The 18,471-nt window shown below is 66.9% G+C and carries 12 protein-coding genes; 3 read left to right on the top strand and 9 right to left on the bottom strand.

All coding sequences use genetic code 11. The annotated features are described in order from the left end of the window. Positions 1 to 7: 7 nt before the first annotated feature. The 4 genes from secF to AC1Q5W_RS12105 form a co-directional block, all read right to left on the bottom strand. The gene (gene secF / locus AC1Q5W_RS12120; RefSeq protein ID WP_492644385.1) at positions 8 to 961 is read right to left on the bottom strand and encodes a protein translocase subunit SecF; all 954 of its coding nucleotides are present in this window, start codon (positions 959 to 961) and stop codon (positions 8 to 10) included. A 12-nt stretch (positions 962 to 973) separates the two neighbouring features. Then, the gene (gene secD, locus AC1Q5W_RS12115) at positions 974 to 2,854 is read right to left on the bottom strand and encodes a protein translocase subunit SecD (RefSeq protein WP_492644386.1); all 1,881 of its coding nucleotides are present in this window, start codon (positions 2,852 to 2,854) and stop codon (positions 974 to 976) included. Positions 2,855 to 2,889: 35 nt separating this feature from the next. Beyond that, positions 2,890 to 3,222, bottom strand: coding sequence for a preprotein translocase subunit YajC (yajC, locus tag AC1Q5W_RS12110; RefSeq protein WP_492644387.1), 333 nt, complete (start codon positions 3,220 to 3,222; stop codon positions 2,890 to 2,892). A 129-nt stretch (positions 3,223 to 3,351) separates the two neighbouring features. Next, positions 3,352 to 6,981 (bottom strand): indolepyruvate ferredoxin oxidoreductase family protein, encoded by a 3,630-nt coding sequence (locus AC1Q5W_RS12105; RefSeq protein WP_492644388.1) that lies wholly within the window; start codon positions 6,979 to 6,981, stop codon positions 3,352 to 3,354. Between the two features lie 294 nt (positions 6,982 to 7,275). Between AC1Q5W_RS12105 and AC1Q5W_RS12100 the strand changes: the two genes are divergently transcribed. Beyond that, complete coding sequence (locus tag AC1Q5W_RS12100; RefSeq protein ID WP_492644389.1) at positions 7,276 to 7,848, top strand: hypothetical protein; 573 nt, start codon at positions 7,276 to 7,278, stop codon at positions 7,846 to 7,848. Between the two features lie 13 nt (positions 7,849 to 7,861). On the opposite strand, the gene AC1Q5W_RS12095 is transcribed toward AC1Q5W_RS12100, so the two are convergent. Continuing rightward, positions 7,862 to 8,815 carry a chemotaxis protein gene (locus AC1Q5W_RS12095; protein ID WP_492644390.1) on the bottom strand — a complete coding sequence of 318 codons (954 nt, stop codon included), beginning with the start codon at positions 8,813 to 8,815 and terminating at the stop codon, positions 7,862 to 7,864. A gap of 70 nt (positions 8,816 to 8,885) precedes the next feature. Further along, positions 8,886 to 10,076, bottom strand: a complete 1,191-nt coding sequence (mltA, locus tag AC1Q5W_RS12090; protein WP_492644391.1) for a murein transglycosylase A — start codon at positions 10,074 to 10,076, stop codon at positions 8,886 to 8,888. Between mltA and AC1Q5W_RS12085 the strand changes: the two genes are divergently transcribed. Beyond that, entirely contained in the window at positions 10,009 to 10,161 is a 153-nt protein-coding gene (locus AC1Q5W_RS12085; RefSeq protein WP_492644392.1) for a hypothetical protein, read from the top strand. The two genes, mltA and AC1Q5W_RS12085, sit on opposite strands and share 68 nt — an antisense overlap. A gap of 77 nt (positions 10,162 to 10,238) precedes the next feature. On the opposite strand, the gene AC1Q5W_RS12080 is transcribed toward AC1Q5W_RS12085, so the two are convergent. Next, on the bottom strand, positions 10,239 to 11,054 hold the full coding sequence (locus AC1Q5W_RS12080) for a carbon-nitrogen hydrolase family protein (protein ID WP_492644393.1): 816 nt from the start codon (positions 11,052 to 11,054) through the stop codon (positions 10,239 to 10,241). Next, entirely contained in the window at positions 11,051 to 15,157 is a 4,107-nt protein-coding gene (locus tag AC1Q5W_RS12075) for a YhdP family protein (RefSeq protein WP_492644394.1), read from the bottom strand. Before AC1Q5W_RS12075 ends, AC1Q5W_RS12080 begins: the two co-directional genes overlap by 4 nt. A 15-nt stretch (positions 15,158 to 15,172) precedes the next feature. Between AC1Q5W_RS12075 and glnE the strand changes: the two genes are divergently transcribed. Continuing rightward, the gene (gene glnE / locus AC1Q5W_RS12070; RefSeq protein ID WP_492644395.1) at positions 15,173 to 17,929 is read left to right on the top strand and encodes a bifunctional [glutamate--ammonia ligase]-adenylyl-L-tyrosine phosphorylase/[glutamate--ammonia-ligase] adenylyltransferase; all 2,757 of its coding nucleotides are present in this window, start codon (positions 15,173 to 15,175) and stop codon (positions 17,927 to 17,929) included. Here the strand turns inward: glnE and rfaE2 are convergent. Further along, entirely contained in the window at positions 17,903 to 18,397 is a 495-nt protein-coding gene (rfaE2, locus tag AC1Q5W_RS12065) for a D-glycero-beta-D-manno-heptose 1-phosphate adenylyltransferase (protein WP_492644396.1), read from the bottom strand. The genes glnE and rfaE2 overlap by 27 nt on opposite strands. Between the last annotated feature and the right edge of the window lie 74 nt (positions 18,398 to 18,471).

Raw genomic sequence — 18,471 nt, 5'->3', positions numbered from 1 at the left:
GAAAACCTCAGACGGCCGCGCCCGCGTTGGGATCGCTGGGATCCTCTTCCTTCTTGACCGGTCCCTTGATCAGGTCTTCGCGCTGGATGCCCAGCCACATGGCAATGGCAGCCGCCACGAACACCGAGGAGTAAATGCCGAACAGGATGCCGATCGTCAGCGCCAGCGCAAAGTAATGCAGGGTGGCGCCGCCAAACAACAGCATGGACAGCACCATCATCTGCGTGGCACCGTGGGTGATGATGGTGCGGCTGATGGTGGACGTGATGGCGTTGTCGATGATCTGCGGGGTGCTCATCTTGCGGTAGCGGCGGAAGTTCTCGCGGATCCGGTCGAAGATCACCACCGATTCATTCACCGAATAACCCAGCACCGCCAGCACGGCCGCCAGCACCGGCAGGGAAAACTCCCACTGGAAAAAGGCAAAGAAGCCCAGGATGATGATCACGTCGTGCAAGTTGGCGATGATGGCTGCCACGGCAAACTTCCACTCGAAGCGCAATGCCAGATACAGCATGATGCCCACCACCACGGAGGCCAGTGCCTTGAGGCCGTCGGCCGCCAGCTCATCGCCCACCTGAGGACCGACAAACTCGGTGCGGCGCAAGGTGGCCGAGCCATCCGCTGTCTGGAGGGTGGCCATGACACGCTCGCTTTGCTGGCCCGAACTGCTGCCTTTTTGCACCGGCATGCGGATCAGCACATCCCGTGCGGTACCGAAGTTCTGCACCTGCACGTCGTTGATGCCCAGGGCCGCGACACTGGAACGGATGGCGTTGAGGTCCGCCGGCTGGGAATAGCTCACCTCCATCAGCGTGCCGCCGGTGAACTCCACCGACAAATGCAGCCCGCGGGAAAACAGGAAGAACACAGCCGCCAGGAAGGTGACGAGCGAGACCAGGTTGAACACCAGCGCATGCCGCATGAACGGAATGTCGCGGTGGATCTTGAAAAATTCCATACCGTTTCCCCTTTAGTCTGCCGTGGTCTGGTGACCGGCATCCGGGCGCCAGACCGTCCCGATGGACACTGTTTTCAGCTTCTTCTGGCGGCCGTACCACAGGTTGACCAGCCCCCGCGAGAAGAACACCCCCGAGAACATGCTGGTCAGGATACCCAGGCAGTGCACCACAGCAAAACCGCGCACGGGCCCGGAACCAAAGGCCAGCAAGGCCAGGCCGGCGATCAGGGTGGTGACGTTGGAGTCGATGATGGTGGCCCAGGCACGGTCGTAGCCGGCATGGATGGCCGCCTGCGCCGAGGCGCCGTTGCGCAACTCTTCGCGCACCCGTTCGTTGATCAGCACGTTGGAGTCGATCGCCATACCCAGCACCAGCGCCATGGCGGCCATGCCAGGCAGGGTGAGCGTGGCCTGCAGCATGGACAGCACCGCCACCAGCATCAAGAGATTGAAGGCCAGGGCCACGCTGGAAAACACGCCAAACAGCATGTAGTACAGGCACATGAAGACGACCACAGCGCTGAAGCCCCAGGCCACACTGTGGAAGCCCTTGGAGATGTTCTCGGCACCCAGGCTGGGGCCAATGGTGCGTTCCTCGATGATTTCCATGGGCGCAGCCAGCGAGCCGGCGCGCAACAGCAGGGCCGTGTCGTTGGCTTCCATGGTCGTCATGCGACCGGAAATCTGCACCCGGCCGCCACCGATCTCGGAGCGGATCACCGGCGCCGTCACCACTTCGCCTTTGCCCTTTTCAAACAGAACGATGGCCATGCGCTTGTTGATGTTCTCCCGCGTCACATCGCGGAAAATGCGGGCACCTTTGGCATCCAGCGTGAGATTGACCGTGGGTTCCTGCGTCTGGCTGTCAAAGCCGGGCTGGGCGTCGGTCAAGTTGTCGCCGGTCAGGATGACCTGCTTCTTCACGATCACCGGTGTGCCATTGCGTTCCAGGTAACGCTCGGAACCGAAGGGCACCGGACCGGAGCCCTGCTCGGCCGCGCGGGCTTCGGTGCCCTCATCCACCATGCGGATTTCCAGCGTGGCCGTGCGGCCCAGAATGTCCTTGGCCTTGGCCGTGTCCTGCACGCCAGGCAGCTGCACCACGATGCGGTCCAGGCCCTGCTGCTGGATCACCGGCTCGGCCACGCCCAGCTCGTTGATGCGGTTGTGCAGGGTAGTGATATTTTGCTTGAGCGCCTGATCCTGCACCGCGCGGGCCGACGCCGGCTTGATGCTGGCCACCATCTTGAACTCGGCCCCTTCGGGCGATTCAGCGGTCACCAGATCAGTGAACTGGTCCTGGATGACGCGCTTGGCGGCCTCCAGCGTCTGACTGTCACGGAAGCGGATTTCAATGGTCTGCCCGTTGCGGTTGATGCCGCTGTGGCGCACATTCTTTTCGCGCAGGGTGGTGCGGATATCGCCGGCCAGCGATTCCGCCTTCTTGGACAGTGCCGCCTGCATGTCCACCTGCAGCATGAAGTGCACGCCACCGCGCAAGTCCAGCCCCAGGTACATGGGCGAGGCATGCAGCGCCGTCAGCCAGGCCGGCGAGCGCGACAACAGGTTGAGCGCCACCACGTACACGGGGTCGGCCGCATCCGGATTGAGTGCCTTCTGCAACGCGTCCTTGGCCTGCAGCTGCACATCGGTGCTGGCAAAACGGGCCTTGATGGACGTGTTGTCCAGGGATACCGCGTCGGCGGCAATTCCGGCCGTTTTGAGCACCTCTTCGACCCGGGCCAGGGCCGCCGCGTCGAGCTTCATGGACGCCTTGGCAACCGAGACCTGAACGGCCGGTGCCTCACCAAACAGATTGGGCAGGGCGTACAGCCCCCCCACCACGAGCGCGATCAGGATGATCGCGTATTTCCATACCGGGTAACGGTTCATGATCGCGCCTGGAACAGTTGGGAGAGCTTGCGGAATTACTTGATGGTGCCCTTGGGCAGCACCTGCACCACGGCGGCGCGCTGGACCTGCACCTCGACACCGTTGGCCACTTCCAGGCTGATGAAGCCTTCGCCGAGCTTGCTGACCTTGCCCAGCATGCCGCCCGAGGTCACGACTTCATCGCCCTTGGCGATGGCGTCGATCATGGCCTTGTGCTCCTTCTGCTTCTTCATCTGGGGGCGGATCATCACGAAATACAGCACCACAAACATCAGCACCAGCGGCAGCATGCTCATCAGGGAGGACTGCATGTCGCCTCCGGCAGCGGCAACAGGGGCAGTTTGGGCAAAGGCAGAAGAAATGAACACGGCAAAACTCCACAAAAGGGATGACAAGAGGAAATCTCCCCACCCGCACGCCAGGTCAGGCGCATGCAGGCAGGCAACCGGGGATTGTAAGCCGGCAGGGCGCTAGCCGCCCTGCCGGCCACCCCGACTCTACGCGACCCGGGCAACCGGTTGGTGGAAGCGCTCCAGCAGCGTCGTCCACTGCTGGCGGGCCGCAAGCAAATGCCGTGCCTTGACATGGCCAAATCCGCGAATCTGCTCCGGCACGCGGGCGAACGCCAGTGCCGCGTCGCGGTTGGACGGGTTCAGCAGCGGCAGCATGTCTTCAATGGCGCGGCGGTATTCCTCCACCAGCGCCCGCTCCTGGCGGCGCTCGTCCGAATAGCCGAACACGTCGAGTGCCGTGCCCCGCAGGACCTTGAGCGGCGCCAGCACGCGAAACGCCACCTGCATCCACGGGCCGAACGGGCGCTTCTGCAGTTCCCCGGCTGCATTGCGGGGTGCCAGCAGGGGGGGCGCCAGGTGGTAGTGCAACTTGAAGTCGCCTTCAAACTGGGCGTTCACCTGGGCCAGGAAAGCCGCGTCGGTGTGCAGGCGCGCCACCTCGTACTCATCCTTGTAGGCCATGAGCTTGAACAGGTAGCGGGCCACGGCCTGCGTCAGCGGCAGGGCCACCGCCCCGGATGCCGGCAAAGCCTCTTCCACGCGGCGCACCTGGTCCACAAACGTCGCGTAGCGCGCGGCGTAGGCCGCGTTCTGGTACCCGGTCAGGAAAGCGACCCGCTGGGTCACCATGTCGTCCAGCGACTGCGTGGTGCGCGGCGTGAAGGCAATCACCTGCCCGGGGTCGAGCAACTGGCGCACCGCAGCCCCGTCGTGCGCGGCCTGCCGGCCCCAGGCAAAGGCCGCCTTGTTGGCCTCCACGGCCACGGCATTGAGCTCAATGGCCCGCAGCAGGGACGACAACGCCAGCGGAATCCAGCCCTTTTGCCAGGCAAAACCCAGCATGACCGGGTTGGTGTAGATGCTGTCGCCCATGAAGCGGGTGGCAATGGCGTCGGCGTCCAGCGTGCCCACGCCCGCCTCGCCCACCGCCCGGGTGATGTCGGCCAGGCAATCCGGGCCGGGATTGATCCAGTCGGCATTCTTGACAAACGCCGCCGTCGGCGCACTGTGGGCATTGAGCGCCACGTGGGTGCGCCCGGCGCGCATGCGCAAGGTGGTCTCCTTGCCGGCCACCACCACCGGATCGCAGCCGATGACCAGGTCGGCCGACGCCATCCCCACGCGGGTGGTGCGGATGTCGTCCTGCGTGGCGGCAATCAGCACATGACTCCAGGTCGCGCCGCCCTTTTGTGCCAGCCCCCCGGCGTCCTGCGTGACGATGCCCTTGCCTTCCAGGTGCGCCGCCACACCCAGCAGCTGGCCGATGGTGATGACGCCGGTGCCGCCCACGCCCGCCACCACGATGCCCCAGGCGCCCCCGGCGCCCAGGGGCGGCAGCACGGGGTCTGGCAGCGCCCCCAGCTCCAGCGGCGAGGCCGCCGCGCCCTTGGCCTTCTTGCGCAACTGGCCCCCTTCCACGGTGACAAAGCTGGGGCAGAACCCCTTCACGCAGGAGAAGTCCTTGTTGCAGGTGCTCTGGTTGATCTGGCGCTTGCGCCCGAATGGGGTCTCCAGTGGCTCCACGCTGATGCAGTTGCTCTGCACGCTGCAGTCGCCGCAGCCTTCGCACACCAGTTCGTTGATGACCACGCGCTTGGCCGGGTCCACCAGCGTGCCGCGTTTGCGGCGGCGGCGCTTTTCGGTGGCACAGGTCTGGTCGTAGATGATGACGGTGGTGCCCTTGATCTCGCGGAACTCGCGCTGGATGCGGTCGAGCCCGTCGCGGTGTTCGATCGCGATGCCCTCGGGCAGCCCGGTGACGTGCGCGTACTTCTCGGGCTCGTCGGTCACCACCACGATCTTGACGGCGCCCTCGGCCCGCATGCTTTGCGCAATCTGCACCACCGAATGGCCTTCGGGGCGCTCGCCCACCTGCTGGCCTCCGGTCATGGCCACGGCGTCGTTGTAGAGGATCTTGTAGGTGATGTTCACGCCCGCGGCAATGGCCTGGCGCACCGCCAGCAGGCCACTGTGAAAGTAGGTGCCGTCGCCCAGGTTGGCGAACATGTGCTGGTCGTGGCTGAAGGGCTGCTGGCCTACCCAGGGCACACCCTCTCCACCCATCTGGGTAAAGCCCACGGTGGCGCGGTCCATCCAGATGCTCATGAAATGGCAGCCGATGCCGGCCATGGCGCGCGAACCTTCGGGAACCTTGGTACTGGTGTTGTGCGGGCAGCCCGAGCAGAACCAGGGCTGGCGATCGGCGCCCTTGACGGCACCCAACTCCAGCACCTGCATGGCGCTTTCCTTGGCCGCCAGGATGGCCAGCTGCGCGTCGATGCGGGCGGCGGTGTCGCCATCGACCCCCAGCTTCTTGATGCGCTGGGCAATGGCCCGGGCGATGATGGCCGGCGACAGGTCGGCGTTGGCGCGCAACAGGGTGTTGGCACTCGGGTTGGGCATGGACCACTCGCCGCCACCGCCGTAGTGGTCGGCGGTCTCCACCTCGTTGAACTTGCCCAGCACGGTGGGCCGCACATCGGCGCGCCAGTTGTACAGCTCTTCTTTGAGCTGGTATTCGATGACCTGGCGTTTCTCCTCCACCACCAGAATCTCCTGCAAGCCGGTGGCGAACTCGCGCGTGAGCTGCGCCTCCAGCGGCCACACCACGCCCACCTTGTGCAGGCGGATGCCGATGCGCCGGCAGGTCGCGTCGTCCAGCCCCAGGTCGAGCAGGGCCTGGCGCGTGTCGTTGTAGGCCTTGCCGCTGGCAATGATGCCGAAGCGGTCGTTCGGTCCCTCGATCACGTTGTAGTTCAGGCGGTTGGCGCGGATGTAGGCCAGCGCGGCGTACCACTTGGTGTCAAACAGGCGCGCCTCCTGCTCCAGCGCGGCATCGGGCCAGCGGATGTGCACGCCACCGGGCGGCATCACGAAGTCGGTCGGCGTGACGATCTGCACGCGGTCCGGATCGATGATGGCCGTGGCGCTGGACTCCACGATTTCCTGAATCGTCTTCATGCCGGCCCACACGCCGGAGAAGCGGCTCATGGCAAAGGCATGGATGCCCAGGTCCAGGATTTCCTGCACGTTAGCCGGAAAGAACACCGGCGTGCCGCAGGCCTTGAAGATATGGTCGCTCTGGTGCGCGGCGGTCGAGCTCTTAGCCACGTGGTCGTCCCCCGCCACGGCAATCACGCCCCCCCAGGGCGTGGTGCCCGCCATGTTGGCATGCTTGAACACGTCGGAGCAGCGGTCCACGCCGGGACCCTTGCCGTACCAGATGCCGAACACGCCGTCGTACTTGTTGCTGCCGGGCGGCGCAAAACCCAGTTGCTGGGTGCCCCACAAGGCGGTGGCCGCCAGCTCTTCGTTCACGCCGGGCTGGAACACCACGTGGTGGGCCTTGAGGTATTTCTCGGCCTTCTGCAGCGACTGGTCGTAGGTGCCCAGGGGCGAGCCGCGGTAGCCGCTGATGAAGCCGGCGGTGTTCTTGCCCACACGCAGGTCGCGCACACGCTGCAACATGGGCAGCTTCACCAGGGCCTGCACACCGCTCATGAAGGCGTGGCCGTGGTCGAGGGCATATTTGTCGTCGAGCGTGACGGCCTGCGGGTCGGGGCGGGCGGGCTCGGGCAGATCGTGTAGAACCTGGGGGTTCAGCGGGGCGTTCATTGTTTGAAGTCTCCTGTGGGTTTAACTGCCGCCTTGTGGGCGGCGACTCGGCGCACCCATCCGGGTAGGACAAGCAACGCAACCAGACACAAAGTGTAGTGGTGATTGCGTCACAATGTGCGCACCCCCTGTCGCCTGCGAAACCCGATGCCCATGACCACCGCCCAGCCCACCCCGCACCGGAGCCGGCGCGCACATGCCGCCGCCGCACTTTTGACCTTTTTTTGGCTTGCAGCGCCCGCAGGCATTGCGCAGACTGCTATTAATTCAATAGCAAACACCAGTGGGCTGCCGATGCGCAATATCCAGATTGAAGTGCGCCAGGTGCTGCGCAACGACCGCCAGCAGGCCGATGTGCAGACCCGCGGCGCCCTGCAGCTGGGGAGCGACGGCCAACTGGACGCGCAGGCCCGTCTGCAGCTGCGCCAGCAGCAGACGCAGCAATCGGCCACCGCCAGCCAGCAGGTTATGGTGCTCAACGGCCGTAGCGCCCGCATTGCCCTGCGCACCAGCACCCCCCTGCGCGTGGTGCAGACCCTGGTGCGCAACGGCACGCGCATCGTCACCCGCGGCACCGTGCTGCTGGACGCCACCACCGGCTTTCTGGCCACCCCACGCTGGGACGGCTCCAACCAGGCCGAACTGGAACTGGCCGCCAGCCAGGCGACGCCGCCCACCCCCGGCATGCCCGCAGGCGCCACCCCGGTGTCCAGCGCGGCCAGCACACTGGTACTGCCCTTGGGTGAATGGGTGACGGTGGCCGAGTCCGACCAGGACAGCCGCAGTACCGGCTCCAGCCTGGGCGGCAGCGCCAGCGAGACGGATCAGCGCGCCAGCGCGCTGCAGGTGCGACTGACGGTGCGCTAGGTAAGCGACCGCGCTAGCGCGCCAGCACCTGGCGAATCGTGGTGCCCAGCTCTTCCGCCACAAACTTGGCAATGTAGGCGTCGGCGCCCACGCTCTTCACATGGCCTTCGTTGGCAGTGCCCGTCAACGACGAGTGGATGATGACCGGAATGGTGTTGAAACGCGGATCCTGCTTGATATTGCGCGTCAGGGTGAAGCCATCCATCACCGGCATTTCCAAATCGGTCAGCACTACGGCCACCTTGTCGTGGGCGGTCTTGCCTTCGGCCGCCGCCTTGGCGGCAATGGACTCCAGCATGTCCCAGGCTTCCTTGCCGGTCTTGGTCATGATGTAGGGCACGCCCATGGCCTGCAGGCCCTGCTCGACCATCATGCGGGCCACGGCCGAGTCGTCGGCCGCCAGCACCACGGTGCCGGGTGGCAGGCGCACCGGTGCCATGTCGTGGTTGCTGGCGCTCGCCTTGGGTTCCTGCGGCATCACGTCGCGCAGGATTTGCTCCACATCGAGCACCTGCGCCAGGCGGGTGTTCTCGGCAGCGCCGTCCAACCGCGCAATGCTGGTCACCAAGCCGCCGCCGCTGCCCTCGGCGGACAGCACGTGCTTCCATTCCAGGCGCACGATTTCATTCACCTCTTCCACCGCAAACGCCTGGGTGGTGCGGGCGAACTCGGTCACCAGCAAGATGCCCAGGCCCTTGGTGGGCTTGCAACCCACCACGGCGGGCAGGTTGATCACGGGAATCATCTGGCCGCGGATGTTGGCCACGCCCATGACGGTGGGCGGCATGTTGACCATGGCGGTGATCTCGGGCATGACCAGGATCTCGCGCACCTTGAACACGTTGATGCCGAACAGCTCCCGCCGCTCGGTACCGGGGGCTTCGCCCAGACGGAACAGCAACAGCTCGAACATGCTGTTGCCCGCCAGGTTGGTCCGCTCGTCAATGTCCCGTATGGATGTGTTCATGGGCTTTTCCCGTTATTGGCGCCGTGAAGGGGCTGCAACCCCCAAAACCCCGATAGTAACGTGGTCTGGTCTACTTTGGCCACAACGCCCACAGCTGCAGGGGTTGGCGCAGCCGCCCGGCCAGTTCCCCGGCCTCGGCGCCCCAGCCGGCAAAGTAGTCGGCGCGCACCGCGCCGGTGATGGCACTGCCCGTGTCCTGCGCCAGCACCAGCTTTTGCAGGTTCACCTGCGCGCCCTGGGACGCCAGCCACACCGGGGTGCCGTAGGGAATGCTGCCGGGGTCCACGGCGATCGAGCGCCCCGGCGTGAGTGCCACGCCCTGAGCACCCCGCGGGCCGCCGGCGGCGTCCATGTCGGCCAGGGGCTCCTCCTTGAAGAAGGTCATGCGCGGGTTGCTCCACAGCAGCTCCTGCTGGCGCTGCGGGTTCTGTGCCAGCCAGGCCTTGATGCCGGGCCAGGAGGCATCCTTGACCAGCCCTTGGTCCACCAGCCAGCGCCCCACACTGCGGTAGGGGTGGTCGTTGGTGCCGGCATACGCCAGCCGCACCCAGTGCTGGCTGCCGTCGGGCTGCGTCACGCGCAGGCGCCCGGAGCCCTGGATCTGCAGCACCAGGGCATCGATCGGGTCGGCCAGGTAGGCAATCACCCGGCCCCTAAGGGCGGCCTGGGCCTCGGGCAAGGTGTCCATTTCCTGCCGTGTGAACCAGGGCTTGCGCTGGAGCAGGCCGGCAGGGGGCTGGTACAGGGGCACGCTGAAGCGGGCGCTAGGTTCCCGGCTGGCTTCCAGCACCGGTTCGTAATAGGCGGTGAGCAGGCCATTGGCATCGCCCTGCGTGGATTCCACCCGGTAGGGGCGCAGGCGCTGCTGCATCCAGGCACGCTGCTCGTCGGCGCTGCCGATGCTCAGCCGGCGCACCTCGCCGCACAGGGCCGCCTGCGGCGCCACCGGGCGCTCGCAGCCCTTGAGCCAGGCATTCCAGGCTTCAAACAGCGTGTCGTCGGCAAAGCCCGGCAGATCGCTCCAGGGCACCGGGACCCAACGGCTGCGGGCCTGGCTGACGGTGCCCGGCACCTCCAGCGGCGGCGCGGCACGTACCCCCTCAACCCGCGGGGGCGATAGGCGCGGCGCGCTGCCGCAGGCGGCCAGCGTTCCTACAATCAGGGCCATCCATCCACAGGCCAGGAGCCGGTTCATGACATTGCTATTTCTGGAAGCCCTGGGCGCAGGGTTGATACTCATTGGAATCATTTGGTGGACCATGTTCTCGGGCCGTAAAAATGGCGAGTTGCCACACACGCAGGACGACGCGGCCACACGGCCGGCGGGGGAAAATCAGAACAAATAATGGCTCCGGCCATTGTGAAACCTGCGCGGATAGCTTCTGAATTCATAGCAAAAAAATACCCGACGGCACCTTGCCGGTCACAGCACCCGGTGCTGCAGGGCGGGCAACTGGGCCCGCCGCTGCGCCAGGGTGTCCGGACGGAGTTCGGCGCAGACCACGCCGGCCTCCTGCGCCTGCTGCGCCAGCACCTGACCCCAGGGGTCGATCAGCAGGGACTGGCCCCAGGTGTGGCGCCCGTTGGGGTGCACGCCGCCCTGCGCGGCGGCGGCCACAAAGGCCAGGTTTTCGATGGCGCGGGCCCGCAGCAGCACCTCCCAGTGCGCCTGGCCAGTGGTGTGGGTGAAGGCGCTGGGCACCAGGATCAGGTCCACACCCTGCTGGGCATAGCTGCGGTACAGCTCGGGAAAACGCAGGTCGTAGCACACGCTCAAGCCCACCTGCCAGCGGTGGCCGTCGCGGGACGGCAACTCGAACCGGGTGGGCAGGGAGCCGCGGCTCAGCACCCGCGATTCGTCATACGACTCGACGCCATTGTCAAAACGGAACAGGTGGATCTTGTCGTAGCGCGCCACGCAGTCGCCCTGCGGGTTGTAGACCAGGGAGCTGTTGTAGACCCGGTCGGGCTCGGGCGCGGCCAGCGGCAAGGTGCCTCCCACCAGCCACAGGCCCAGTTCGCGGGCGGCAGCTGCCAGAAAGGCCTGCAGGGGGCCGCTGCCATAGGCCTCGCGGATGGCCAGCTTGTCGGCATCGTGCTGGCCGATCAGGCAGAAATACTCCGGCAGCACGGCCAGCTCGGCCCCGGCCTGTGCGGCCTGCTCCAGCAGCGTGCGGGCCTGCTGCAGGTTGTGGGCCACGCTGGCGGTGGACACCATCTGGATGGCTGCGACCTTCATTTGGACTCCTCGGGTTTGACGGCGGTGCCGGAACGGTGTTCGACCCGGGTGACGCGGGGGTCGACCCAGGTGCCGTCCACCAGGAACTCCTGCGTGGCGGCCTCGATCAAGGGTTTGCGCAGCAGCAGCTGGGCCAGAAAGGTGCTCAGCCCGACGACCGGGTTGATGTAGGTGGCAATCAGCGAGGCGCTGCCGGCGTTGATTTCCGGTACCACCACGACCTTGAGGTTCTGGGTTTCCTTGGCGATGTCGGCTTGCCCTTCCATCAGCACGGCGGCATTGACGCCCTTCATCTGCAGGTTGTTGGTGCGGGCGATGCCCTGGGCAATGGTGGCGTCGCCACGCAGGAAGTCAAAGGCGAAACCCTCACTGAACACATCGCGGAAGTCGAGCGTGAGGCGCCGCGGCAGGGACTGCAGGCTGAGCACGCCCAGCAGCTTCGCAATGCCGGGATCGGCCTTGAGGAACTGGCCGTTCTCCACGTTCACGTTGAGGTTGCCGCTCAGGCTGGGATAGTCCAGCGTGATGGGCGACCCCAGCCAGGCCACCTGGCCTTCGATTTTTCCGCGCCCCTTGCGCACCACGCCGATCATGCCAAAGCGCTGCAGCAACTCGCCCGCATCATTGAGGTCGAGCTTGAAATTCATCACCGTGCGCCGCCGCTCCTTGATGCTACGCCCGGCAGCCGGTGCGCCCTGGGCATTGATGTTGGTCCAGTTACCGCTGGCGGTGAGCACGGCCTCGGGCGTGATGATGTTGAACCGGTTCAGGCGCCACTCGCGGGCGGCGTCGCGCGCCGCACCGGCCGTGCCTGCGCCCAGGTTGACGGCGTCAATCTCGACGCGACCGAGTTTCTTGCCTTTGAGCTCGAAGTTTTCCACCACCACATCCAGCGCAGGAATGCTGGTGGGTTGCTGGTCGAGCAGGCTCTCCACGTCCTGCGCCGTGCTCGGGCCGATGGCCAGCCGCGACAGCCGACCGTACAGCCGCCCTGCCGCCGGCCCGGACGACTGGCGGTACTCGACATAGCCATTGAGTTCGGAGGCATCCAGGTTGGCCCGCCACAGCAGGCCCTCGCGTCCGGCCCCCACCACCACGTTGTTGAGCTTGTGCCCGGCCAGGGTGAGCTCGCGGGCACGCACCGCCAGGCTGGTGGGCAGGTAGCCCATGCCGACGTTGCTGCCCTGCGCCGCCAGGGTACCGACCGACAGGTCCACCCCGGACGCCCGCGACAACACCTCGCTCCAGGCATCCAGGTCCGCGCTGGCCATGTTCACGTTGGCCACCACCCCCTCGGCGGGCAGGGGGGCGGTTTCGTCGGCCGCCAGCCCCACCCCAATGGAACCCCGCAACACCCGGGCGTCGGGCCCGGACACATCGCGCACGTACACGATGCGGGCCAGGCGCCCCACGTCCAGCTGCAGCTGGTCCTGCAGCTTGGCCCCGCCGGCCGTGCTGGCGGGCAGTGCCGTGCGCACGGCCGACGTTTCCAGCCGCAGGGGCAGGGGGGCGTCGGCTGTCTTGGCAAACGGTGCCGGCAGCTTCAGGGCCAGGCCGGTCAGGTTGCTGGCAATGGCCAGCTCGGACACGCCGCCGCGCAGACCCAGCACCGCGGTATACGCCGCAGAACCGCTGGCGTACTGGGCCAGCCGGGCCGCAAACCCCAGCTCGCGGGCCTGGCGCAGCCCTTCGGCCGTGGCCGTGCCCTGCAGGCGCAGCACCTGGGGCGCGGCCTTGCCTGCGACGATGGGGGTCGCGTCGCTGCGGGTGCTCAGGCCCCCCTCGATCCGCACGTCGCCGCCCAGTGCGCGGGCTTGCCCGCCGGTGACCGAAAAACCGGTTTCGGAAAACGCCACCGTGCCGCGGGCGCGGGTCAGGCGCGGCGTGTCCGGGCTCATCTGCAGCTCATTGCCGGCCAGCGCAATCGTGCCCTGCACGGTGGCGCGCTCCACGGCGGCAATGGGAAAGCCGAGCTTGAAACGGTAGTCGGCGTTGCCACCTGCGGTCGCCCGCGCCAGCGCCTTGCCGGTCATCGTTCCCAGCGGAGAGGCGTTGACCACGCCCAGCACATCCCCCAGCGGGCCCTGCACTTCCGCCGTCACCGCCACGGTTGCCCCGCCGTACAGGTGGTCCACCACACCGTCGACCTTGGTGATGCGCAAACCGGCAGCCCCCGTCAGCGCGCCATGCGCGCCCTTGACCTGCAACGTGGCGCGGTCGATCACCAGCTCGCCCGAAAGCCGGGTCAGCGCCGGCCAGGGCAGGCTGTCCTTGGGCAACAAACCCGCCGGCGCGTAGGCGTAGGTGGCATCCGCGACGTTGGCCGAGATGCGGAAGTCGCCCTGCTTGGCGGTGGTAAAGGGGAAGTCCTGCAGATTGCCCTTGACCTTGAATTTCACGTCCGATGCGGTGCCGGCCACCACGGCATCGCGCACGTAGTTGCGCACGTCCTGCGGCAGGGCCAGCGGCAGGTAGCGGTGCACCTGAGTCCCGGCCGCCCGGCTCATGCTGCCCTGCAGATCGAGTACTCCAGGAAAGCCGGGGCCGGTGTCGGCGGTCTGCCACTTGACCTGGGCTTCCCCCTGGGCATCGGCATTGCTGAAGCGCAGGCTGGACACGTTCAGGCTGGTGTACGCGCCCTCGTGTTTCCATTGCACCTCCGCGCCGAGCTGGTCGAAATGGAGCGCCGGGTCCTCAAACAGGCCCGGCAAGTCGATGCCACCATCGCGCAGGGCCAGGGTTGCCTTGCCCCCCGACTGGGTGAGGTCAAAATCGATGTCCGCCCCCCGGACGCCCGGACGGGTGCCCTGCTCCACGGTCTGTGCCGCCAGTGCCAGCCCGCTCACGCGGCCCTTGGCGGCAAAGCGGGTGGGGGCTTCCACGGGCCCTTGCCAGCTGCCTTGCACCTGCTCGACCAGCCCCCGGGGCGCCAGCCCGGCCAGCGTGGCATGCACACCGTCCCCCAGGGGCAGACGATCGGCAATCTGCGCCATGGCGGCCAGGTCCAGCCGGTCGGCCAGCAGCTCCCCGTGGGCAGGCGTACGGGCATCACCCGGAAACACGCCCACGCGGACATTGCCGCCCGGCCAGTGCAAGCCATCCTCGGTGTCGAACTGCAGCGCCTGGGTGGCAAATTCCTGGCCACCGTCCACCATCCGGGCGCCCAGACGTCCCGTCACCGAGCGCAAGGCCAGCGCCTCCAGGCGGGGACTGACGGTGACGTGGACCCCGTTGAGCGCGAGGTCGGTGGTTACGCCGGTCAGCGCACCGCGGTCCACGTCGACCCAGGCCCGCACGGCGCCTGCACCGCGCGTGACATCCACGCCCAGATCGGCATGGCGGCGCATTTGCGCCAGATCCACCTGGGAAAAATCGGCGAAAAGCTGACCTTCCCAGGCACGCCACGCGCCGGCGCGGCGGGACAGCAAGGGCTGCTTGAAAACACCCGACACGCTAAACCGCGTACCCCATTCGGCTGGCGGTGTGGCATCCACCCGCAGGGCATGGCTGCGGTGCTGGTTGCGCAGCACCACGTCCACCGCGGTCAAGTCCAGAGGCGGGGCGCCGCGCAATGCATCGGTCCAGCTCACGGTGCCGTGGCGGATGACCAGCTCGGCTTGCGAGAACACCCAATCCGCACCCGCGCTGTCGCCCGTGTCCCCGCTGGGCAGCGCAAAGCCGGCAATCCAGATCTGTCCGCTGGCGTCGCGCCGCACGTCCAGCACCGGGCTGTCGATGTACAGCTGCTCAAACCCCAAGCCCAGCACCGAACGCGGCGACAGGGCGGCCAGCACGGATGGCAGGCGCAAAGCCTCCTGGCCCTGGGCGTTCAGCAGGCGCACATCATGCAGTTCAAACGCCGGAATCAGTCCATTGGAGCGGGCCGTGATGGCCCCGACCTGCACCGTCACGCCCAGCCGGCTCGATGCCTGCTGCTCCAGCAGCGGGCGGAACTCCGCGATTCGCGGCACAATCAGAAAATGCAGCCCGCCCCAGACCATGGCCAGTACCACCCACGCTGAAACGAGCAGCCACAAGGCCACCCGCACAGCAGTGGCTCCGGCCTTGATCCAGAACGGGGGAATGGGCGGAAATTCAGTCATCGCGATAGTGAAACCATGTCAGGAATTATGACCTCCAATGGCCTCCCAGACCTGTCCGAGGGCTCCCGCTTCGGCCAGCGAATCCGGCGTCGTTATGCCCAGCAGTTGCCGCTGCTCCCGCCAGGGGCCCCCACACGGTCCACCATCGAACAGCTCTTTGACGCCCTGCGTGCCACGCCTATGGACACGGCCCACGCCCTGCGCACCACCCGCCAGCTGGTGCTGGAGCGGCTGGTGACGCTGGACTGCCAGCAGCAAGCCAGCCTGCAAGCCGTCACCGCCACCATGACGGAGCTGGCCGAATTTGCGCTCGATGTCGCCTGCCGGGAAAGCGCGCAGGCGCTGGACCAGATGCACGGTGCGCCCCGGACGCCGCAGGGAACGCGCGCCGAGCTGTGCGTGGTGGGCATGGGCAAGCTGGGGGCCCGCGAACTCAACGTCTCCAGCGACATCGACCTGATCTACGTCTACGACCAGGACGGGGAAACGGCGGGTGACGCCGACGGGCGGGGACGCATTTCCAACCAGGAGTATTTCGGCAAGATGGTGCGTGCCATCTACGCGCTGGTGGGCGACACCACGGAACACGGTTTCGTGTTCCGGGTGGATTTGGCGTTGCGCCCCAACGGCAACTCCGGCCCCCCCGCGGTGTCGCTGGGCGGCCTGGAGGAATACTTCCACGTGCAGGGTCGGGAATGGGAGCGTTTTGCCTGGCTCAAGAGCCGGGTGGTGGCCCCCGCGCAGGCCATTGGCTCCCCCTGCGCGCAGACCCTGCGCAGCCTGGTCGTGCCGTTCGTGTTCCGGCGCTACCTGGACTACAACGTGTTCGACTCCCTGCGGGTCCTGCACCGCCAGATCCGTGACCACGCCACCAAACGCAGCGCCGGCAAACCGGAGCGCAGCAACGACGTCAAGCTCTCGCGCGGCGGCATCCGGGAGATCGAATTCACCGTGCAGTTGCTGCAGGTGGTGCGCGGCGGCCAGTTCCCCGAACTGCGCACCCGACCCACACTCAGCGCCCTGCAACGGCTGGCCACCGCGGGGCTGATGCCCCCGGCCACGGCCGAAGCGCTGGCGCGGGCCTATGTGTTCTTGCGCCAGGTGGAGCACCGCATCCAGTACCTGGATGACCAGCAGACCCATGTGCTGCCGACCACGGATGCCGACCTGCACTGGATTGCCCAGACCCTGGGGTTTGCCGACAGCGGCGCCTTCCTGGGCGAGCTCGATACCCACCGGGAACTGGTGGCCCAGGAATTCGACGCCCTGCTGGGCGGCTCCGGCAAGGAATGCAAGGGCTGCGGCTCCTCGGGCAACGGACCGGAAACCACCGACTTCGACGAACTGCTGACCCAGCTCAACGGCCGCTTCCGTGAACGGGTGGCCAGCTGGCGTGAGCACCCCCGCGTGCTGGCACTGCGTGAGGCCTCCCGCGAGCGGCTGGTGCGGCTGATACGGCGCACTGGGCAGTGGGTGGCCCAGGGCAAGGTGGACGAAGAGGCCGCGGTACGGCTGGCCGACTGGATCGAGCCGCTGCTGCGGCGCGAAAGCTACCTGGCCCTGCTGCTGGAGCGCCCTAATGTGCACGAACGCCTGCTGCACATGCTGGGGGCCGCACGCTGGCCGGCGCGCTACCTGCTCAAACACCCCGGTGTGATTGACGAACTGGCGGGCAATGCCATGCTGGAAGAGCGCTTTGACCCTGCCGACTTCGAGCAGGAACTGGAACGCCGGCGCACCGCCCTGCAAGGCAGCGCCGAGGACGACGACGAGACCCTGCTGAACCTGCTGCGCCGCGCCCACCATGCGGAGGTATTTCGCATCCTGGCGCGCGACGTGGAAGGCCGGCTGACCGTGGAGCAGGTGGCGGATGACCTGAGTGCGCTGGCCGAAGCCGTGCTGCGCATCACCACCCGCTGGTGCTGGGACCGGTTGAAGAACCGGCACCGCGCAGAGCACCGCCTGGGCATCATTGCCTACGGCAAACTGGGCGGCAAGGAACTGGGCTATGGCAGCGATCTGGACATCGTCTTCGTGTACGACGATGATGACGAACGCGCCCCCGAGGTCTACGGTGCACTGGTGCGCAAGCTCATCAACTGGCTGACCGTGAAGACCGGCGAGGGCGACCTGTACGAAATCGACACCGCCCTGCGACCCAACGGCAACTCGGGGCTGCTGATCACCAGCTTCGAGTCCTACGCCAACTACCAGCAACAGCGCGGCAGCAACACCGCCTGGACCTGGGAGCACCAGGCCATGACCCGCGCGCGCTGCGTGCTGGGTGTCGCGCCCCTGCCTGCGCGTTTCGATGCCGTGCGCGAGGCCGTTATCGGGGCGGAGCGGGACAGTGCTGGCCTGCGCGCCGAAATTGGCACCATGCGCGAACGGGTGCGCGCGAGCCACCCGGTGAAAGGCGAGCAATTTGACGTCAAGCACAGCCCGGGAGGCATGGTCGACATCGAGTTCGCCGTGCAGTTCCTGGTGTTGTCGCAGGGTTGCCGCCACCCGGAGTTGCTGGCCAACGTGGGCAATATTGCACTGCTGCTGCGCGCCCAGGCGTGCGGGCTGCTGCCGGGCCAGGTGGGGGAAGACGCTGCACGCGCCTACCGCACACTGCGCCAGATCCAGCACCGCGCGCGCTTGAACGAAGAGCCCACCCAGGTCAGCATGGAGCACGCGCAGCAGGAGCGTGCAGCCGGCCTGGCCCTGTGGACGGCGGTGTTCGCCAACCCGGAACCGGTCTTAGCCGGCGCGGATGCGCTCCAGTAGACGCGTCGTGGAGTAGCCCTGCACAAACGGCAAGGCCAGGGCCCGCCCGCCCCAGGACTGCACCAGGGCCGTTTCCGGCAGTTTGGCCATGTCGTAGTCGCCGCCCTTGACCAGGATGTCGGGGCGGATTTCGGCAATCAGCTGCACGGGCGTGTCTTCGTCAAACCAGGTGACCAGACTGACCGCCTGCTGGCTGGCCATGACCACGGCCCGGTCGGCTTCGTTGTTGAGTGGCCGGTCGTCACCCTTGCCCAGGCGGCGTACCGAGGCATCGGTGTTGAGGGCCACGATCAGGCTCCCCCCAAGGTCGCGCGCATGGGCCAGGTACATCACATGGCCCCGGTGCAGCACATCGAACACGCCGTTCGTGAACACCCAGGGCCGGGGCAACCGGTCCAGCTGGCGCGCCAGGTCGGTGCGGGCGCAAATCTTGGACAAAAACGCGGGAGGCAGGTCTTGGGAATGCATGACCGGAATGCTAGCAGTGTGGCAGCCGGCTCAAGACGGGCCCGTTTTGGCCGATATGACATGCATAATCCCCC

This window comes from Rhodoferax sp. MLSD5-FHT05B10 (genome assembly GCF_058793415.1).
The sequence above is the reverse complement of the archived record's forward strand: the minus strand, read 5'-3'. Positions and strand labels throughout refer to the sequence as shown.